At 35.5% G+C, this 19,548-nt stretch carries 19 protein-coding genes and 1 pseudogene; 7 read left to right on the top strand and 13 right to left on the bottom strand.

The annotated features are described in order from the left end of the window. The first annotated feature begins 22 nt into the window (after nt 1-22). On the top strand, nt 23-1,366 hold the full coding sequence (locus BFG57_RS03060; protein WP_069715998.1) for a sodium-dependent transporter: 1,344 nt from the start codon (nt 23-25) through the stop codon (nt 1,364-1,366). A gap of 59 nt (nt 1,367-1,425) precedes the next feature. Here BFG57_RS03060 and BFG57_RS03055 read toward each other — a convergent pair whose 3' ends face one another. The 4 genes from BFG57_RS03055 to BFG57_RS03040 form a co-directional block, all read right to left on the bottom strand. Then, nucleotides 1,426-2,619 (bottom strand): aminotransferase, encoded by a 1,194-nt coding sequence (locus BFG57_RS03055; protein WP_069715997.1) that lies wholly within the window; start codon nt 2,617-2,619, stop codon nt 1,426-1,428. Next, entirely contained in the window at nt 2,616-3,110 is a 495-nt protein-coding gene (locus BFG57_RS03050; RefSeq protein WP_069715996.1) for an Lrp/AsnC family transcriptional regulator, read from the bottom strand. The genes BFG57_RS03055 and BFG57_RS03050 overlap by 4 nt, the downstream gene beginning before the upstream one ends. A gap of 153 nt (nt 3,111-3,263) precedes the next feature. Then, entirely contained in the window at nt 3,264-3,629 is a 366-nt protein-coding gene (locus BFG57_RS03045; RefSeq protein WP_069715995.1) for a DUF4363 family protein, read from the bottom strand. A gap of 30 nt (nt 3,630-3,659) precedes the next feature. After that, nucleotides 3,660-4,373, bottom strand: coding sequence for a DUF421 domain-containing protein (locus BFG57_RS03040; RefSeq protein ID WP_069716021.1), 714 nt, complete (start codon nt 4,371-4,373; stop codon nt 3,660-3,662). Between the two features lie 178 nt (nt 4,374-4,551). Here BFG57_RS03040 and BFG57_RS03035 point away from each other — a divergent pair, with 178 nt between their 5' ends. Then, a complete protein-coding gene (locus BFG57_RS03035) occupies nt 4,552-4,749 on the top strand; it encodes a DUF4177 domain-containing protein (protein WP_069715994.1) in 198 nt (65 codons plus the stop codon). Nucleotides 4,750-4,857: 108 nt separating this feature from the next. Here the strand turns inward: BFG57_RS03035 and BFG57_RS03030 are convergent, their stop codons facing one another. The 5 genes from BFG57_RS03030 to BFG57_RS03010 form a co-directional block, all read right to left on the bottom strand. Next, nucleotides 4,858-6,264: a sensor histidine kinase gene (locus BFG57_RS03030; RefSeq protein ID WP_069715993.1), complete on the bottom strand. Its 1,407-nt coding sequence runs from the start codon at nt 6,262-6,264 to the stop codon at nt 4,858-4,860. A 1-nt stretch (nt 6,265) separates the two neighbouring features. Next, nucleotides 6,266-6,949: a response regulator transcription factor gene (locus tag BFG57_RS03025; RefSeq protein WP_069715992.1), complete on the bottom strand. Its 684-nt coding sequence runs from the start codon at nt 6,947-6,949 to the stop codon at nt 6,266-6,268. Next, nucleotides 6,946-7,923, bottom strand: a complete 978-nt coding sequence (locus BFG57_RS03020) for a YncE family protein (RefSeq protein ID WP_069715991.1) — start codon at nt 7,921-7,923, stop codon at nt 6,946-6,948. The genes BFG57_RS03025 and BFG57_RS03020 overlap by 4 nt, the downstream gene beginning before the upstream one ends. Nucleotides 7,924-8,082: 159 nt before the next feature. Then, on the bottom strand, nt 8,083-8,625 hold the full coding sequence (locus BFG57_RS03015) for a superoxide dismutase family protein (protein ID WP_069715990.1): 543 nt from the start codon (nt 8,623-8,625) through the stop codon (nt 8,083-8,085). Nucleotides 8,626-8,772: 147 nt separating this feature from the next. After that, complete coding sequence (locus BFG57_RS03010; RefSeq protein WP_069715989.1) at nt 8,773-8,979, bottom strand: hypothetical protein; 207 nt, start codon at nt 8,977-8,979, stop codon at nt 8,773-8,775. Nucleotides 8,980-9,297: 318 nt separating this feature from the next. Here BFG57_RS03010 and kapB point away from each other — a divergent pair, with 318 nt between their 5' ends. The 3 genes and pseudogenes from kapB to BFG57_RS19560 all read left to right on the top strand — a co-directional run bounded on the left by kapB (nt 9,298) and on the right by BFG57_RS19560 (nt 11,955). Then, nucleotides 9,298-9,684: a kinase-associated lipoprotein KapB gene (kapB, locus tag BFG57_RS03005; RefSeq protein WP_069715988.1), complete on the top strand. Its 387-nt coding sequence runs from the start codon at nt 9,298-9,300 to the stop codon at nt 9,682-9,684. 282 nt (nt 9,685-9,966) lie between these two features. Continuing rightward, nucleotides 9,967-11,013: pseudogene (locus BFG57_RS19565) on the top strand (PDC sensor domain-containing protein); the annotation flags it as partial. Beyond that, nucleotides 11,008-11,955 (top strand): methyl-accepting chemotaxis protein, encoded by a 948-nt coding sequence (locus tag BFG57_RS19560; RefSeq protein WP_425388463.1) that lies wholly within the window; start codon nt 11,008-11,010, stop codon nt 11,953-11,955. The pseudogene BFG57_RS19565 and the gene BFG57_RS19560, both read left to right, overlap by 6 nt. 50 nt (nt 11,956-12,005) lie before the next feature. On the opposite strand, the gene BFG57_RS02995 is transcribed toward BFG57_RS19560, so the two are convergent. After that, complete coding sequence (locus tag BFG57_RS02995; RefSeq protein ID WP_069715986.1) at nt 12,006-12,872, bottom strand: flagellin N-terminal helical domain-containing protein; 867 nt, start codon at nt 12,870-12,872, stop codon at nt 12,006-12,008. 235 nt (nt 12,873-13,107) lie between these two features. Between BFG57_RS02995 and BFG57_RS02990 the strand changes: the two genes are divergently transcribed. Together BFG57_RS02990 and BFG57_RS02985 are read left to right on the top strand one after the other, a co-directional pair. Then, nucleotides 13,108-14,973, top strand: a complete 1,866-nt coding sequence (locus BFG57_RS02990; protein ID WP_083249031.1) for a transglycosylase domain-containing protein — start codon at nt 13,108-13,110, stop codon at nt 14,971-14,973. A gap of 130 nt (nt 14,974-15,103) precedes the next feature. After that, complete coding sequence (locus BFG57_RS02985; RefSeq protein WP_069715984.1) at nt 15,104-15,334, top strand: DUF2164 domain-containing protein; 231 nt, start codon at nt 15,104-15,106, stop codon at nt 15,332-15,334. Between the two features lie 103 nt (nt 15,335-15,437). On the opposite strand, the gene BFG57_RS02980 is transcribed toward BFG57_RS02985, so the two are convergent. The 3 genes from BFG57_RS02980 to BFG57_RS02970 all read right to left on the bottom strand — a co-directional run bounded on the left by BFG57_RS02980 (nt 15,438) and on the right by BFG57_RS02970 (nt 19,522). Continuing rightward, the gene (locus BFG57_RS02980; protein WP_069715983.1) at nt 15,438-17,060 is read right to left on the bottom strand and encodes a long-chain fatty acid--CoA ligase; all 1,623 of its coding nucleotides are present in this window, start codon (nt 17,058-17,060) and stop codon (nt 15,438-15,440) included. A gap of 147 nt (nt 17,061-17,207) precedes the next feature. Continuing rightward, entirely contained in the window at nt 17,208-18,356 is a 1,149-nt protein-coding gene (locus BFG57_RS02975; RefSeq protein WP_069715982.1) for a thiolase family protein, read from the bottom strand. A 17-nt stretch (nt 18,357-18,373) separates the two neighbouring features. Continuing rightward, the gene (locus BFG57_RS02970) at nt 18,374-19,522 is read right to left on the bottom strand and encodes an acyl-CoA dehydrogenase family protein (RefSeq protein WP_069715981.1); all 1,149 of its coding nucleotides are present in this window, start codon (nt 19,520-19,522) and stop codon (nt 18,374-18,376) included. Nucleotides 19,523-19,548: the final 26 nt, after the last annotated feature.

Raw genomic sequence — 19,548 nt, 5'->3', positions numbered from 1 at the left:
ATTTAAAGGAGTGTAAAGAATTATGGCAAGTCATGAACAATGGTCTTCTAAAATTGCCTTTATTCTTGCGGTAGCTGGTTCAGCCATTGGACTAGGTGCAATATGGAAATTCCCATATGTAGCAGGGATGAATGGTGGAGGTGTCTTCTTACTTCTTTTTCTAATTTTCACTATTTTTTTAGGGGCACCTATGTTACTTGCAGAGTTTGTAATTGGAAGAAGTACACAAAAGGACGCTGTTGAATCATATCGTGTAATTGCACCAAATGGTAAGTGGCATTATATCGGTTACCTTGGGGTAGCTACCTCATTTTTATTACTTTCATTTTATAGTGTTGTTGGTGGTTGGGTTATTTCTTATGCTATTCGCAGTTTTTCTGGGCAGCTAAATAATTTAACAAATGACGAATATGGCCAACTTTTTTCTACAATTATTTCTAATCCTACTGAAGCCTTACTGGCACAGTTTGCTTTTATAGTAATTACAATTTATATCGTCCAAAAAGGAGTAAGTAAAGGAATTGAAAAGGCAAGCAAATTTATGATGCCTGCATTGTTTATTCTTTTTATCATCCTCGTTATCCGCTCTCTAACACTCGATGGAGCTATGGATGGTGTTAAATTTCTTCTTCAACCTGATTTCTCTAAGCTTACAACTGATACTATAATTATGGCTCTTGGTCAATCATTTTTTGCATTGAGCGTTGGTATATCTGTAATCGTTACATATAGTTCATATTTACCTAAATCAGAAGATTTACCAAAATCTGTTGTATCAGTCGTTAGTTTAAACATTATTATTTCTATACTAGCTGGTTTAGCAATTTTCCCAGCAGTTTTTGCTCTTGGGTTTAACCCAAGTCAAGGACCAGAACTTATTTTTATCGTCTTCCCTGCAGTATTTGAGCAAATTGCTTTCGGAGGAGTATTCTTTGCTATATTCCTAATTCTATTATTATTTGCAACCTTAACATCTGCATTTTCTATTCTTGAAATTATAGTTGCTTCAATTGCTAAAGATGACATTAAAAAACGTAAAAAAACCGCTTGGATTTCAGGATTTCTTGTTTTCCTTGCAGGAGTCCCTTCAGCCCTTTCATTTGGTGTATTAAGCAATTTTAAGATTTTTGATATGGTATGGTTTGACTTAGCGGACTATTTGGTAAGTAATATACTACTACCATTCGGGGGTTTATTAATAGCTCTTTTTATTACAATTCGTATGTCAAAGAAAGATTTGTTTGATGAAATAAATCAGGGTGGAACAATGACAAAGACGTTGTTTTCAATCTGGTATAATTCAATTCGTTTCGTGATACCAATTGGTATTGTTATTATTTTCTTAAATTCAATTGGTATCATTTAAACAGAAAGAGCTTACCATTTTTAGGTAAGCTCTTTCTGTTTTTCACATGACTAAAGTCACTAACTTTCATTCACACTCTTAACTTCTGATTTCTCAAGACTCATCATAAAGCGCGACATTCGTTTAATTGCTTCTTGAAGCTGCTCAAGTGATGAGGCATACGAACACCTTAAGTGACCTTCTCCTCCCGCACCGAATACATTTCCAGGTACAACGGCAACTCGTTCTTCTTTCAAAAGCGCTTCCGCAAACTCTTCACTCGTTAAGCCAGTATGTTTAATAGATGGAAAGGCATAAAATGCTCCTCCTGGCATGTGACATTCCATACCTATTTCATTAAGTGATTTCACGAAATAATTTCTTCTACGTTTGTAATCCTTTCTCATCTTGTCTACATCTATGCGACCATTACGAAGTGCCTCAAGCGCTCCGTATTGAGCCATTGTAGGTGCACACATCATTGCATATTGGTGAACTTTCAACATTGCTTGTAAAATTTCTTTCGGTGCACAAGCATATCCTAAACGCCACCCTGTCATGGCAAACCCTTTCGAAAATCCATTAATTAAAATTGTCCGTTCAAACATCCCAGCTATAGATGAGAAACTACAATGAGGTTCGTCATAATTTAACTCAGAATAAATTTCATCCGAAATAACGACAAGATCATACTTTTCGACAATTTGTGCAATACCTGATAGCTCTTCCTTATTTAAAATTGATCCTGTTGGATTATTAGGACTGCAGATCATTATTGCCTTTGTACGCTCTGAAACAGCCTTTTCAATTTGTTCAGGCTGAAGCTTAAATTCCGTCTCACTTGTCGTAGCAACTGAAATTGGAACACCACCAGCTAAACTAACAAGTGATGCATATGATACAAAACCAGGCTCAACGATAATAACTTCATCACCCGGATCTACAATGGCGCGTAAAGAGAGGTCTAGTGCTTGAGATGCTCCAACAGTTACTAATATTTCATCTTTTGGATTGTAATTAACTTGGTAGGAGCTAGACAAATAATGAGAAATCTCCTCACGTAATTCAAGTAAACCTGCATTCGCTGTATATGCCGTAAATCCATCTTCTAGAGATTGAATGCTAGCCTCACATACAGACCATGGTGTTACAAAATCAGGTTCACCAACCCCTAGTGAGATAACACCTTCCATGCTTGCTGCCAAATCAAAAAAGCGCCGAATTCCACTAGGCTTCAATTGTTTGACAGTATTTGATAAATGCCTATGCGTCATGGTGACACCACAATTCTGTGGTCCTTATCTTTTTCTTCAAAGATTGTACCATCATGCTTATATTTCTTCATTATAAAATGAGTAGTAGTTGACAACACTGAATCAAGTGTGGATAACTTTTCCGAAACGAAACGTGAAACTTGATGAAGAGTCTCTCCTTCAATAATGACAGATAAGTCATATGCACCTGACATTAGATATACAGACTTCACTTCAGAGAATCGATAAATTCGTTCTGCAATGGCATCAAACCCAACTTCTCTCTTTGGAGTTACCTTAACATCAATCATCGCTGTTACACCTTGTTGTTTATCGACTTTATTCCAATTTACAATCGTAGCATATTTTAAAATAATTTGTTCATCTTCTAAATGTTTGATCATCTGATTAACATCTTCTTCTGTACTATCAAGCATTTTCGCTAAATCTGTAAGAGGTAGACGTCCATTCTTCTCAAGAATTTCTAACAATTCGAGTTCTTTTTCCCCCATTAGCGACCACGTTCCTTTCAATACAAATTAATTTTGGATATGAATAATGATTCATATCCAATTTGATTTTCTCACCATTATAGCAGATATTTAAATAAAGTTAGTGACATGTACATAATTTATTACTGCTAATTGACATAAGATCAGCTTAGATTACTTTCCTACTCCTTCCCAAAGAATATAGAAATAAGCTATATTTTGTTGAACGACAGATCGGTCACGAGCCTGAATACCACCTTTCATATAATAAATAGTTGTTGTTATTTCATTAATTAATTCACGTTCTACACTAAATTGTATGCGATTGACAACTAGTCTCCATGCAGTTGTCACATAATCAATATCGTTCTCAGCTTGAACCCAGTTTTCCTTTTTAATATCTGATTCTATTGACTGAACCGTTTCAAATAATTGATCATTTTCATGAAACGAATTTTTTAACCACTGACCACTTATCATTATACTTATGCTTACGACGAGAAAGACGATTGTGATACCAATAGTAATCATACGCTTCATTAATCAAACCTCAACTTTTACATAGTATTCTTAGATCTCTACATTTGCTCCTTCATCCAACTCATCCTCATATAAATCAATATATAACTGATTGTTCGGCAGCAACGCTGCATACGAAATGTTTTTTATATGACTTATTCCCTCTTTTGATAATTCATCTAACAACCAATATACATCCTTTCCTTTCTGTTGAAGGTTTTCTTGCTGAATCGTTCCATCATAAATAAGATCTGTGCTTAATCCACCTGTATTAACTCTCAAGTTCAAATCATTAGGTGTTAACTTACGATACTGCCCTTTTAATAAAACAGAAATCTTCCCGTTCGGTTCCATAACAGCATATTGAACATGAGTAAGATTAAATACCTCTTTCTGACGTAACAACACCATTAATTCATCCTTCGTAACACGCATCTTCTCCAAATTACTTTCTAATATTGCTCCGTCCTGCACAACTATTATTGGTTCTGAATCAATCGCTTTCGCAAGTGACCTGAATTTTATCCCCAGCAATTGAAGAACAAGGGCAATGACGATAAATGTCGTTAACCCAACCCAATGTACCCATGCTTTTGTGGATAAATCAGTAGCAAGCCCCGCTCCTATCGAGCCAATTGTAATACCATTAATATAATCAAAAAATGAAAGATTACCCATTTGCTGCTTACCGAGCAACCTCGCATAAATAAGTAATGAAAAAAATGTGATAAATGAACGTACAATTGCAACTAACGTTTCCTCCATCATTACATAATCACCCCAGCATCAATCCATCTATGTACTATTATTTGTAAAATTTAACTACACATACTGCTTGAACACATAAATAAAAAGAAAAAATATGTGTCTTACTGAATGATTATAGTAAAATTAAAATATAAAATTAGAATTGGTTATAACAATTGTAGGGAGGGCGTTGCTATTGCGTTATGAAACTTACATCTTAAAAGGAAACTTACTTAGCGAAGAAATGAATACTAAACTAAAATATTCCCTAAATGCTTGGGCAGAAGAAGGATTCTCTCTACATAGTATTACCCCACAAATAAATGAAGGTACGACTGAAGGGTATATTCTAATTCTCTCGAAAGAAGAAAATGAGAAACCAGAAGAACGCTAGGAATAATTGCTCCTAGCGTTCTAATTATTCTTTTAGTTTCATTAAATCAACTGATGAAATTACTATAAATTTATAGATCATTCCTTCAAAAGAAATTAAACGAGATTCTTATTTAAAGATAGGCAAACGTACAGTTATTGTCGTACCTTCACCTTCCACACTCTCGATCTTCCATTCTCCATGATGTTGATGAACAATTTTCTTTACAATGGCCATACCTAAGCCTGTTCCACCATGTTCTCTAGAACGAGCCTTGTCAACTCGATAAAAACGTTCACCGATACGTTCTAGCTTATCATGTGGAATGCCTACGCCGGTATCAATAATTTGCAATGTGCATTGCTCACTACCATTTTCTAAAGTTACGTGTATACTCCCCTCTCTAGGTGTATACCTTATCGCATTGTCTATCAAATTATATAACACCTGTGAAAGCCTATCTTCATCCCCCATTACAATAACATCTACATCCAAACCTTTGTGTAAGGTAAGTTGTTTCTCATTAAGCATATATTCAAACTTCACTAATGTTTCTTCAATTAATTGGGCAAATACTAACGGATTTTCTTGTAGTTCAATTGCATTATTATCTATTTTAGTTAATTCTAATAAGTCTTCCACTAACCTCTTCATGCGGTCAGCTTCATGATAAATAATTTCTAAATACTTCTGTTCTTGTTCCTTCGTTTGCACGAGGCCATCTAAGATTGCCCCACTATAACCTTTCAAATAACTAATAGGCGTGCGTAACTCATGTGAGACATTGCCTAGAAACTCTTTTCTTCGTTCATCTTCTTCCTTAACAGCATCAGCCATTTGGTTGAACGCAGCTCCTAATCGACCAATTTCATCAGTAGTTGATATGGGTACCTTCTCTTCAAATTGCCCTTGTGACATCTTATAAGCAATTCGTTCCATATCATGAAGTGGTTTTGTTAGTTTCAAGATAACTAGTCTTCCTACCAATAAGACAAGTGAAATGACGAACGTACTAATTCCAACAACTAATACTTTGGCTTCTTTAAAGATTTCATCTATCGTAACTAGTGGTAAGTATATATATAAGATGCCATTCAATCGTTCTTCGTCTAACAATGGTACGATTACACCCATAATACTTCTATTAAAATGTGGTTCATATCCAACTTTAGAAATCACTTGTCCTTGGATTAACATTCTACGTTCTTTCTCACCAATTATTGACTGATGTGCAACATCGAAAGGTAGACAAGCACTTAATTCTCTTGGGTTATTGACAACAAACACTTCAGCATTTGATACACGATTAAATAATTCAACTTTCTGTTTATATTGTTCCGTAACACTTCCACCTGTATATTCATTAGCAAGCTTTTTTCCTTCTTCTAATAATGATGTTTCAATTTGCTCAACATACAATTTTTCATAAAAAACATTCGTTATTGCAAATGAAAATATGACAGATACTCCTACTAATAGAAGCACTGTCATCCCTAGCTTCTGTGATAACGTGAAACTTTTAGGAACATATTTCATTTTATGTCACCTCAAATTTATACCCAATTCCCCAGACTGTTTGGACATATTCACTTGCTCCACGTAATTTTAAGCGCAATGTTTTTACATGTGTATCCACAGTTCGTGGACTACCAATATAATCATATCCCCATACATGTTCAAGCAGTTGCTCTCTCGTTAATGCTTGCCCACTATGTTCAATTAGAAATAATAACAATTCAAACTCCTTAAGTGTAAGAGTGATTGCTTTACCTCCTACTTTCACTTGACGACCTTTTTCATTTATTTCAATTAATCCATAAATTTGATGAGACTGCTCTTTCGGTGAGAGTGATACTCCTGATCGTCGTAAAACAGCCTCGATACGTGCTGTTAATTCTTCTGAACTAAATGGTTTTACAACGTAATCGTCTCCCCCTATCTTCAAGCCATGTACTCTGTCCCACTCATCTCCTCGGGCAGTTAAGAAAATAATCGGGATATTTGATGTTTCTCTTACTTTCATACAAAAATAAAATCCATCAATCTTTGGCATCATAATATCTAGTAAGACTAAGTCAACCTTTTCTTGTTCGACTAATTTTAAAGCTTGTTCTCCGTCCTCGGCCTCTATTATTTGAAATCCTTCTCTATTCAAGTAAATTTTCACTAAGTCTCTCATTCTTGCTTCATCATCTACAATTAGAATGACTCCCCGATTCATCGTGTTTCACCTTCTCGATACAATAGTTGGAACGGACCATCTCCCGTATCCATTCTTAAAACTTCTGTCATTGAATTTGAATCAATCACATAGATCTCATTACTATCGTAACTAGCAATATATAACATGTTTTCTATTGAAATAACTGTAAATGGGTTTGCTCCGACAGTGATTTCATTTAAGATTTCCTTTGTACTAATATCAATTTTTCTTAAAGTATTTGATCCATGACTCAACACGTATATCGAATCATCGATATATGAGAAAGCAATTGGCATCATTGGTGCTTTTATTTCTTCAATTACTTCTCCACTTCCTAAAGAAAGCACCGTTATTTCATCACGAATATCATTACCTAACCCATGTCCTCCAAACCACAATTCTTCTTCATCTTCTAATAAAATCATACCAGTTGCAGCGTGCTTTGCTGGCAAAACACGTGACACATTTTCTTTCAAAATATCTATTTCATAGATTTCTGGTGAATTTAAATGTAATACATACAAAAAGTGCGACTTACTTTCCTCAATTGCCATTGGAGATGAACCTGTTTTTATACGTGTTAGCTCTTCTCCCTCTAAATTAGTAATACGAACGACATTAGTCGGCTGATCAACAATATAAAAATGTTCTCCATCATTGGATAACTTAAAATCAACAATTCCTTCTCCAAGTTTCCATCGCTCAATTTGTTTTCCATTTTCCAAATCATAAACATAAGCAAATTCATGATCTTTACCATATGTTAACAACTTTTTCCCATCAGCAAATATCTCTGCTCCAGTTATCTCATATGGAAACTTCCAAACTGCCACTTCACGTTCACTTTCTATATCATAAAATGATAAGCTACTATCAAATAGATTTACGCTTATTAAGATTGAATGTTCTCGTTCTATAGGAGTATATTGATCATTTGCACATCCAATAAGTCCAACAATCATTCCAATTAATAAAAACCAAAAGCGCCACATTTATAAAATACCCTCCAGTGACTCATCGTTATTCCAATAGTATACTGTTTTTTTGTGTGAAAACTATGAAATCTGAATTAAAAATCACTCTTTTCCCCCTATATTCTTTCATTAAATGTAGACGGTTCGCATACAAAGAAAAAGAGTAACGCCAATGCATTACTCTTCATTAGATTTCTTCTGTTCTTTTGTTTTAATTTCCCCACACATAATTCGTTCTCCACCATCACCTGCTGGTTGAGTCATACCATCATCTGCACCATCATGAACAATAAGCGCTGTACCACCTTTTTTTAATAATGAATTCTTACCCTCTTTAAGAGTTACATCTCTTGCCAAAAGGTCGACCTTAACTTTGCCACTGCTATCCGCTTCGATATTAGGTAAGTCTCCAACATGCGGCCCCTTAGGATTTAATAGACCATGTTCCTTGTCTTCAGTATTATAGTGACCTCCAGCAGATTTGAAATCTGGACCTTCACACTTACCCTGCTCGTGAATATGGATACCATGCCAACCACTATCTAAACCACTTAAGTCTAACTCTATTTTGACACCATTCGCTTCTTCTTGTAGCTTAGCTTTCCCTGTTGGATCACCGTCTGGATTATACATTTCTACTTCCATTGAAGAAGGATTAGCATTGGCTTGCATGCAAGCTGTTAAAAAGAGAAGAACAATCATTATTTGAAAAAACTTCATCCAAATGAACCTCCATAATTCAACATCATAGTACCATTATTACCAACTCACCCTGTAACTATAAGCAACAACAGTTAGATGATCTTAAATCAATCGTTACAAATCAAAAAAAAGAACCGCACAAGTGGCGGTTCTTTAATAACTATATTAATTTGGTGAATTTGAAGTTGACTCTCGTTGAATTCCTTCAATTTCAAGTTGTTCTTCTAATTTTTTTGCTTGAGCTAATTGACGTCTTGAAATTCTTTTGAAAATAACAATGAACAGAACAGAAGCAACTACTACCAACAACAACATAAATATAGAAGGAATGTACTCTGTCTTATCTTCTGGAAAATACATATATTCAAACATATTTGCTTCCTCCTTTCAAATTAGAACTTAAGGAAGTTTCTTTCCTATTAAAAATAAGAAAAGGAACAGAATAAAAGACTACTCGTATTGTAACATAAACAAAACAGTCACTCACATTACATGATAAAAAAATACAAACCTATAACTCTTCTAACATTTGTTCTAGTAAATGCACCACTTGTTTAGAAGCATTCTCTAACCTTTTAAAACCTTCATGTATCTTTCTTAAATATGTTTCTAATTGAAAGCATAATGGTTACTTGTAAATTTATGCTATAATCACATCAGAATTATAGGTTACTTAACGAGATGATTATTATGGATCATGAATTAAATATTGGAGATTCAGTGACAGGTTTCTATAAAACAGGACAATATATCGGTATAATTACCGATGTTCGTCCACGGCATTATTTAGTTAAGACATTAGCCGTATTAAAACATCCTGAACAAGGAGATCTTCACAACCCACATGAAATTGATGTCCCACTATTCCATGAACGGAAAGCTCTATCTAAAGGTGAACAAGCAAACATGTTGAAACAACAAGTAAGAAGATATGAGGCAACAATTCCAACTTATGAAGATTCCCTTCGAAAAGCTATTAAGAAAAAAATTGAAAGTCTTCAAAAAGATGAAACAGCATGGGCTCAACAATCTATTAAAAACTTAAAACAATTACAGTCCGAATATTTCAACAAATAATTTTCGACAATGTTCTACTAAACTTACTATATCATCGTGTAAAAAATTCTAGTTAGATAATTTGTTCAAATTTTGTGAATTTATAGAGTTGCTGCTCGTTAGAAAACGAGCAGTTTTTTATTTGTAAATTGGTACACTGTAAAAAAATACATAGAGAAATTTCTAAATATTTCTCAAAAACTTCACTAACTCAACATCCATTTTATTGTAATTTTGGTACAATTTAATGTAGCGTGTAAGATTACTCATTGAAAGTTTTTATTTTGCCAAGGGGGTACTTAAATGAGAAGCCTTAACACAAAACTGATCTTATCGTTTTCTCTTATCTTATTGTTAGTCTGTGCTGTCCTCGGTTTTGCAGCGTATAATCAAGCATCAAGTGCACTTATTTCTGAAACAGAAATGGGGCTATTAAACAAAGCAGTTGATAGTTCAAAAATAATTGAAGAACGTTTAGAGAAAAAGATTTCTGAATTATCAATGTTAACAGCAACACCACAAATTCAAGGTATGAACTGGGATGAACAGAAAATCTTACTTGAAAAAGAAACCGCACGTTTGAATTACTTAGGACTTGCTGTAGTCTCATTAGATGGGATCGCACATTATACGGACGAAACCGAGCTAGACTTAAGTGATCGGAATTATATAAAGAAGGCACTCACAGGTGAAGCAAATATGTCTGATGTGTTAATAAGCCGCAAAACAAATACTCCTGTGATCATGATGGCGGTTCCTATTCAACATAATACTGATATTACAGGTGCACTTATCGCTCGCATTGATGGCTATTATTTAACTGAGATCATTAAAGACATTAAGTATGGCAAAAGTGATGATTCATTTATTATTAACAACGAAGGTACATTCATTGCCCATAAAAATAAAGACTTTGTTTTGAATCAAGTAAACCCTATCGAAGAATCACAAGAAAATAAAACACTTACTCCTCAAATTAAGATGCTAAAAATGATGACAAAAGGAGATATAGGAATTGAACATTATACTGACGACGGGGAAGAAAAAGTTACCGGATTCAGTCCTATTGATGGAACAAATTGGTCATTAGCAGTATCTACTTCTCAAGATGAATTTCTATCAGAACTCAATAAAATAAAATGGCTTACACTCATTACTTCCCTTATTATGCAAATCGTTGGCATGTTAATCGCCTTGTATATCTCTCAAAGTATCACAAAACCAGTTAAAGCTACTATTGGCGTTGGAGAAAAACTAGCTAGTGGTGATTTCACACATCACATTCCAACCCAATATACGCAACGCAAAGATGAAATAGGGAGCCTTGCTCGAGCTTTTGAGCGTATGAGTAATAGTATGAAACAGATGATTACTAAAGTACACGAGAGTGCTAATGAACTTGCAACATCAGCTGATAAGATGCGATATAGTATTAAACAAACGACAAATGCTGCAACAGATGTTACATCTGCTATACAAGAAGTAGCTGAAGGATCAGACATCCAAGTGCAAACATCTGAGGAAAGTGCTCGCGCAATGGAAGAAATGGCTATCGGTATTCAACGAATTGCAGAAACGGCTTCAACGATTAGTGATGAATCATTAAAAATGGACAATAGAGCACATAGTGGGCATGATGCAGTCAAACTGGTAATTTCTCAAATGCGTGAAATTGAAGATGGGACAAATGATGCTCGTGATGTCATTTATTCTTTAGAAAAAGACTCAAATAAAATCGGTCAAATTATTCAAATTATTACTGATATATCTGCACAAACTAACCTTCTTGCTCTCAACGCAGCAATCGAAGCTGCTAGAGCTGGTGAATCAGGACGAGGATTTGCAGTAGTAGCAGAAGAAATTCGCAAGTTAGCAGATCAGTCAGGTCAATCAGCAGCGAAAATTAGCAATTTAATTAATGAAATGCAAGCAAATACGTCTAATGCCGTAACTACTATGAATAGTAGTAAAGAAGATGTTGATAAAGGGATTGAAGCAGTCCATGCATTTGGTACTATGTTTAAAGAAATTCTCACATCCATTGAAAACATTGCAATTCAAATGGAAGACATGTCATCGATCTCTGAAGAAATGTCAGCGAGTACTGAGCAAGTATCAGCATCTGTTGAAGAAATGGCTTCAACGGCAAAAGAAGCATCTGCGAATACTCAAAATGTTGCAGCAGCCTCTCAGGAGCAACTAGCTGCTATAGATGAAATAAATGAAGCCTCAAGACATTTACGAGATTTATCTTCTGAACTCTCAGATATGGTTAATCAATTTAGTCTATAATACTAAAAGAGGAAGGGACATTAATCTATACAGAAAAGTCCCTTCCTCTTTTACATTTCTAATAATTTCAACACCATTTCTTGTTGCTTTCTCTCCTGTGCCATTAACGCTATTGAAACTTGATATAACATACTTGCTTTCGTATAATCCATCATCTCTTTTGCCATATCCGCATCACGAATTCGTGATTCTGCAGCTTGTAGATTCTCAGCTTGAGTCGCTAAATTCGATATAATATGCTCTAATCTATTAGAATACGCTCCAAGTGATGAACGCTGGCTTGACACTTGTTTAATCGCATCCTCAATGATATCAATTGCTTCACTTGCGTCTGTGTTAGTAAGAATTCCACCAGACCCAGCTTCTCTATCAACTTCTAGATCTGATAATTTCTTACTTGTACTGCCAATATGTTCGGGTGACATGTTACCAATTTCAATTGAAAGTGAACTTCCTGCATTGGCTCCAATTTGCAAATGAATTGCGCCACTTCCAGTTCTATCAACATTTAATAAGCTCATCGTATTAAACTCGGTATCTCCTGCTATATCACGAATACCAGCAATTAATTGATTTAACTCATCTTGTAAAGCTTGCCTATCTTCAGGTGAATTTGTATCATTTGCTGCTTGAACAGCTAATTCACGCATACGTTGTAAAATAGAATGAGTTTCTGAAAGTGCACCTTCTGCTGTTTGAATCATTGAAATACCATCTTGTGCATTACGTTGAGCTTGGTTTAGGCCTCGTATTTGTGCTCTCATCTTTTCTGAAATAGCTAACCCTGCAGGATCATCTGCCGCACGATTTATCCTTAATCCTGTTGATAATCTCTCCATTGAACGTTGCATCGTTAAAGAGTGTTGCTGCATATGCCGATAAATAGTTAAGGCAGACCCTGATGAAATAAAGTTCATTTAATGGCCTCCTCTATAAATAACTAACAATATTTTCCAAAATTTTATAAGTCTAAGTTTATGTAATACATTACATTTTTTATAAAATTTTACATTTTAATTTAGTATTCAGCTAGCATTGCCATCTTGGAAGCTATTTTGTACTCTATTTAAATCATTTAAATAGCTCTTTCTATTATTATCGGCTTATCGTAAAAAATTTCAAACCAAAAGTTAAGGAAACGAGTGAAATGTGATGCGTTTAGTCACTGGAATTGCAGTAAATCTATTATTGTTATTTATTTTTTACTTTGTATTTTTATTCTTTTACGTAGAATGGAAAAATAGTGAACCAATTACAACTTATCTAGATAAACAACTAGTTCTAAACGATATTAACTTAAAACAAAACAGCGTTATTGTAGACATGGATGGTCACGTTTTTTCAGAGATATACAATGGAGAGGATCGTTCATTCATTCGTTTCAACGAGCTACCAGAACAGATAAAACTAGCTTTTATCGCTGCTGAAGACAAGCAATTTTATACTCACAAAGGGTTTGATGTTTCTGCCATACTTCGCGCAGCCATTACAAATGGACAAATGGACTCAATTGAACAAGGTGGTAGCACAATTACCCAACAACTTGTTCGAAACCTCTACTTATCACAAGAACAAACGTATAAACGAAAAATCACTGAACTTCTTTACGCATATCAAATAGAGAAGAACATTACAAAAAATGAGATATTAGAGTTATATATCAATGCTATCTATTTTGGAAACAACCGTTATGGCATTGTATCTGCTAGTCGCGCTTATTTCAACAAACCTGTTAATAAACTAACATTAGCTGAATCAGCATTTTTAGCAGCAATACCAAACAATCCAACTTATTATAATCCTCTTAACTACTTTGAACATACGAAAGAACGACAACAATGGATTTTAAGAAAAATGTTAGAAGAAGAGATGATTACAGAAGTAGAATATACTATCGCTTTGCAACAACAGATTCAGCTTAATTACGGTAATAAAATTGATTTATACCATGATTATTCTACATATGTGTTACATGAATTAAAGGAGCTAGTCGCACAATCAGACGGATACACTTTAATTGATGGGAAAATAGAAAAAACAGAGGAACAAATATTTCAATCACAAATTGAAACTCGTGTTAAGGAGTTACTAGAAAGTGGCGTTCGAATCGAAACAAACTTAAATCCCATCATCCAAGACCAATTAAAAAGATCTATTAATAAATACCTTGAAGATACACCACTTGAAGGAGCAATTGTCACCATTGACAATCATACACAACAAATTGTTGGTCTTATAGGTGGGAAAGATTACAAAAACTTTGAATTCCATCGTGCATTTCAAGCATTTCGTCAGCCTGGTTCTTCCATTAAACCGTTACTCGTATACGCTCCTTATTTAAATGAAACAAACGCTTCGATTAATAGCGTAATTGATGCAAGGAAATTTTGCTTAAACGAATATTGCCCGAAAAATTACGGTAAAGCAACCTATGGAATAACATCATTAAAAAGCGCCTTTAGTAATTCGTATAATACAACAGCTGTTCGATTACTTTATAAAATTGGTGTGGAGAAAGGATTCTCCTATATTGAAAAATTTAATTTTGATAAACTTGTTTCTTCCGATCACAGACTACCAGCAGCAGTAGGTGGATTTACAAATGGTATGAGTCCACTAGAGATGACAGATGCTTATACAACCTTCACACACAATGGGGCATATCAACCTGCACGAGCGATAAAACGAGTGCTTAATGCTGACGGTAAGGTACTATTTGAATGGAATGATCAAGCTGTACAAGTATGGTCAGAAGAAACTAACGAAAAAATGCGTGAGATGCTTACATCAGTCGTTAAGAATGGAACTGCTAAAGCAACCTATTTCCCTACTAGTTATATAGGTGGGAAAACAGGTACTACAAATGATTATAAAGACTTTTGGTATATTGGATTAACAAACAAATATACGACAGGTGTGTGGGTTGGAAAAGATACGCCTACCAACTTAGAAAAGTACTATCATCAACTGCCACACCAAAAAATTTGGAAAGAAGCCATGCAAGTAATAACCAAATAAATTTAATAATAGTAGCTATGTATACATCAAATAAATATGTTGTTCAAAACTACACTTAGTTAATAATTACTTTTCACCAACCAATCAATCCACTTTTTTCACTACCAATAATTATATAAGGAGAATACGAATGAATACTTTATCAAAATCAATACCTACTAATGTGAAACATGACATGCTCAATTCAATTAAATCGTACTTTTTAAATGAACGTGACGAAGAACTAGGAGACTTAGCAGCAATGATGATTCTTGATTTCTTCTCAGAAGAAATCGCCCCACACTTTTATAACCTTGGTATAACGGATGCCCACCAATACATGAGTGAAAAACTTGAAGATATATTTGAGATTCAACGATAGTTAAAGAGAGCCATTTTTCAAACGGCTCTCTTTAATTCAAGTTATATTATTAAACTTCTAGTTAAAATCACAACATTCACTATTATACTCTAACTGATTGTCCCTATAATGATTCGGCTGCGAAGTGGTCCTTTAACTTTTCACGTAAAGCTCTTTTCAAAAACTTCCCAACTGATGTTTTTGGAATTTCCTCCATGAAAACAACGTCATCAGGTAACCACCACTTCGCAAACATTGGTGTGATAAATGATAGTAAATCTTCTTTTGTTACATTATCTTTATATGAATCTTTTAAAACGACACATGCTACAGGACGCTCTTGCCACTCTGCATGAGGTACTGCAACAACACTAGCCTCAAAAACAGCTTCATGTGCCATAAGAGCATTCTCTAGGTCAACAGATGAAATCCATTCACCACCGCTCTTAATCAAATCCTTTGTACGATCTAATATTTTTATAACACCTTCTTCATCGATCGTAACAACATCCCCCGTATGCAACCAACCGTCTTGGAACGCTTCTTTCGTCCGCTCATCCTTATAATACTCATCAGCAATCCATGGTCCTTTAATTAACAATTCACCCATGCTCTTACCATCCCATTCAACTTCACCTTGACCATCGATAACCTTGAATTCTAAACCCGGTACTAAAATACCTTGTTTTGCACGTTCATCCAACTTATCTTCTTGAGATAGATCCATTTGATAGCTTTTTAATCTTGAAAATGTCGCAAGTGGGCTTGTTTCAGTCATACCATATGCATGCAAAAACGAGATATTATATTTCTGTTCAAACGTCTGAATCATGCCTCTTGGTGCTGCTGAACCACCACATAAGATAGCATTCAAGCTACTTGTATCATAATTTCCTTCTTCCCATTCCTTTAATAAAGCGAGACAGATCGTTGGAACACCACCTGTTTTCGTTACCTTTTCTTCTTCAATTAGTTGAGCCAATATTTTAGGAGTGAAACGTGGTCCTGGCATAACTTGAGTACTCCCAAACCAAGTCGCGGCAAACGGAAGCCCCCAAGCATTAGCATGGAACATCGGTACAATTGGCATAACTCGATCATTTTCAGATACTCCTACTGTATCTGCTAATCCAAGTGCGTAACTATGTAACACAATTCCACGATGCGAATAGACAACACCTTTTGGATTGCCCGTTGTTGCTGACGTATAACACATTCCTGCAGGAGCATTTTCATCAATATCTTTTACAAATTGATATGCTTCATCTCCTGTTTGAAGTAGCTTTTCATACGAATAAACAGGTTCTAACGTTGTTTCTGGCAGTTCCTCCTTATCTGTCATAATAACGAAAGCTTCAACAGACTTTAAATGATCTTTAATTAACTCGACTAACGGAAGTATATCTTCATCAATAAAAAGCACTTTATCTTCAGCATGATTAATGATATAAACGATATGTTCTGGAGAAAGACGAATATTAATTGTATGCAATACTGCTCCCATACCAGGTGCAGCAAAATATACCTCCAAGTGACGATTGTGGTTCCATGCTAATGTTCCAACACGGTCCTCACGCTGAATTCCAATTTTCTCAAGGGCACTAGACAGTTGACGTGTACGTTTTCCAATCTCTGCATATGTGTGACGCACTATACCTGATGGCATTGGTGATATAACTTCTTTTTTCGGAAAAAATTTTTCAGCATGTTCCAAAAGTGAGCTCACTAACAACTGGACATTCATCATTTTACATTTCTCCCATCTTATTAAAGATTCATCACAAGGCAACTGGCGAAAAGACTACACATTATCATCTAGTATGTTAAGAAAATCAAGGTGTTTACTATTGATTTATATTATAGATGTTAGAAATAACTCTAACACCTGTACTAACTAAAGGCGTTCAATAATTGTGGCGTTTGCCATTCCATGTCCTTCACACATCGTCTGTAACCCATACCTACCACCTGTTCGTTCCAGCTCATTCATCATCGTAATCATTAAGCGTGCACCGCTTGCTCCTAGTGGATGTCCGAGTGCAATTGCTCCTCCATTTGGATTCAGCTTTTTTGGATCTGCTCCTGTCTCCTTCAACCATGCAAGTGGGACAGATGCAAAGGCCTCGTTCACTTCAAAAACATCAATTTCATCAATTGAAAGATTTGCTTTCTCTAGCACTTTCTTTGTTGCAGGAATTGGACCTGTTAACATGAGCGTTGGATCTGAACCAACTACTACTCGTGTATGAATTTTAAAGCGTGGTTTTAAACCAAGCTCTTCTGCTTTATCACGGGACATGATTAACAATGCACCTGCTCCATCGCTAATTTGACTTGCATTACCAGCATGAATCACACCATTTTCTTGAAATGCAGGATTAAGACCTGCCAATGCTTCAAGTGATGTCCCTTTTCGAGGTCCCTCATCATTCTTCATCGTTACCATTGCCTGATCTTCTAACGTTACTTCAAGTTGCATAATTTCACGCTCGAATCGTCCTTCAGAAATTGCTTTTAAAGCCTTTTCATGACTTTCAACAGCAAATTGATCAAGCTCACCTCTTGTAAAACCCCACTTTTCAGCTATTCTTTCTGCTGAAATTCCTTGATGAATCATTTCATACTTTTCTTTCAAATTATCACTTAATGGGGCTCCTTGATAATTTGATCCAATTGGTATACGTGACATACTCTCAACACCCGCTGCAACTACGATATCCATATCACCACTTAAAATTGCTTGTGCGGCAAAATGTATTGCCTGTTGACTAGAACCGCATTGACGGTCAAGCGTTACACCTGGAACTTCGATTGGATATCCTGCAATTAACGCTGCTACTCGCGCGATATCACCTGCTTGCTCTCCGACTTGACTGACGCACCCCATTATTACATCTTCTACTAAATCTGCAGAAATCCCCGCACGGTTGACGACTTCAGCTAATACAATTGCCGCTAAATCATCTGGTCGCATATCCTTTAATAATCCTTTTCGTCTACCTGTTGGTGTACGTACAGCTTCAACAATCACTGCTTCTCTCATTATTTAATCCCCCTGTTTCATAGACCTAAGTTTTTCGCTATAATGACTTTCATGATTTCATTTGTTCCAGCATAAATCCCTGTAACTGGTATATCTCGGTAACGTCTTGCAATCTTATATTCTTCCATATAGCCGTATCCACCGTGTAATTGCATACATTCCGTTGCTACCTTCTTAGCTGTTTCAGTAAGGCGCCACTTTGCCATCGATACTTTTGTTACCACATCGTTACCCGCAATATGTTCAACGATTAATTGATCGAGAAACGCACGTCCCATTGCAATCTCAGTTGCCATTTCTGCAATCTTAAACTGTGTATGTTGGAACTTACTAATTGGTTGACCAAATGCTTCACGACTTTTCACATAATCAATTGTCATCTGTAACATCTCTTCTGCAGCAACTTGACCTGCAATTGCAACGAGAAGTCGTTCTTGTTGTAACTTATTCATCAAATAAAAGAAACCTTTACCTTCTTTGCCAATTATGTTAGCCTTCGGAACTCGACAATCCTCAAAAATTAATTCTGTTGTATCTTGTGCATGAAGACCTACCTTATCGAGTTTACGTCCTCGTGAAAAACCAGGTGAATCTCGTTCAACAGCAATCAAACTAATTCCTCTATGCTTGGGCTTGGCATTAGGGTCTGTAACACACGCAACAATGATTAAATCTGATTGGAGACCATTGGTTATGAATGTCTTTTGACCATTGATAATATAATCATCACCATCTTTGATAGCCGTTGTTTTTATGTTTGCAAGATCAGAGCCTGTTCCTGGTTCTGTCATTGCGATTGCAGTGATTAATTGTCCTGATATACAGGAGGGCAACCACTTATTCTTTTGTTCTTCTGTCCCATATGCAGTGATGTATGGCACAACAATATCATTATGAAGACCAATTCCAATAAGGCTAGATCCTACTTTCTCTAGTTCCTCATTAATTACAACTGAAAAAGACCAATCAACCCCAAGACCTCCATATGCTTCATCTACATCTGGACAAAGAAAACCATTTTGCCCCATCTTGTCCCAAAAAGAACGTGGGATCATTCGTTCTTTCTCCCACTGGTCATAATATGGATATGCTTCCTTCTCTAGAAACTTACGAAATGATTTACGAAAAATTTCATGTTCTTCCTTCAAATAAGGATGTCTTTGCATACGTTCCCCCCTAAATTTGTCGAAAA

The organism is Bacillus solimangrovi (assembly GCF_001742425.1).
In the GTDB taxonomy this organism is placed as follows: domain Bacteria; phylum Bacillota; class Bacilli; order Bacillales; family Bacillaceae_N; genus Bacillus_AV; species Bacillus_AV solimangrovi.
The sequence above is the reverse complement of the archived record's forward strand: the minus strand, read 5'-3'. Positions and strand labels throughout refer to the sequence as shown.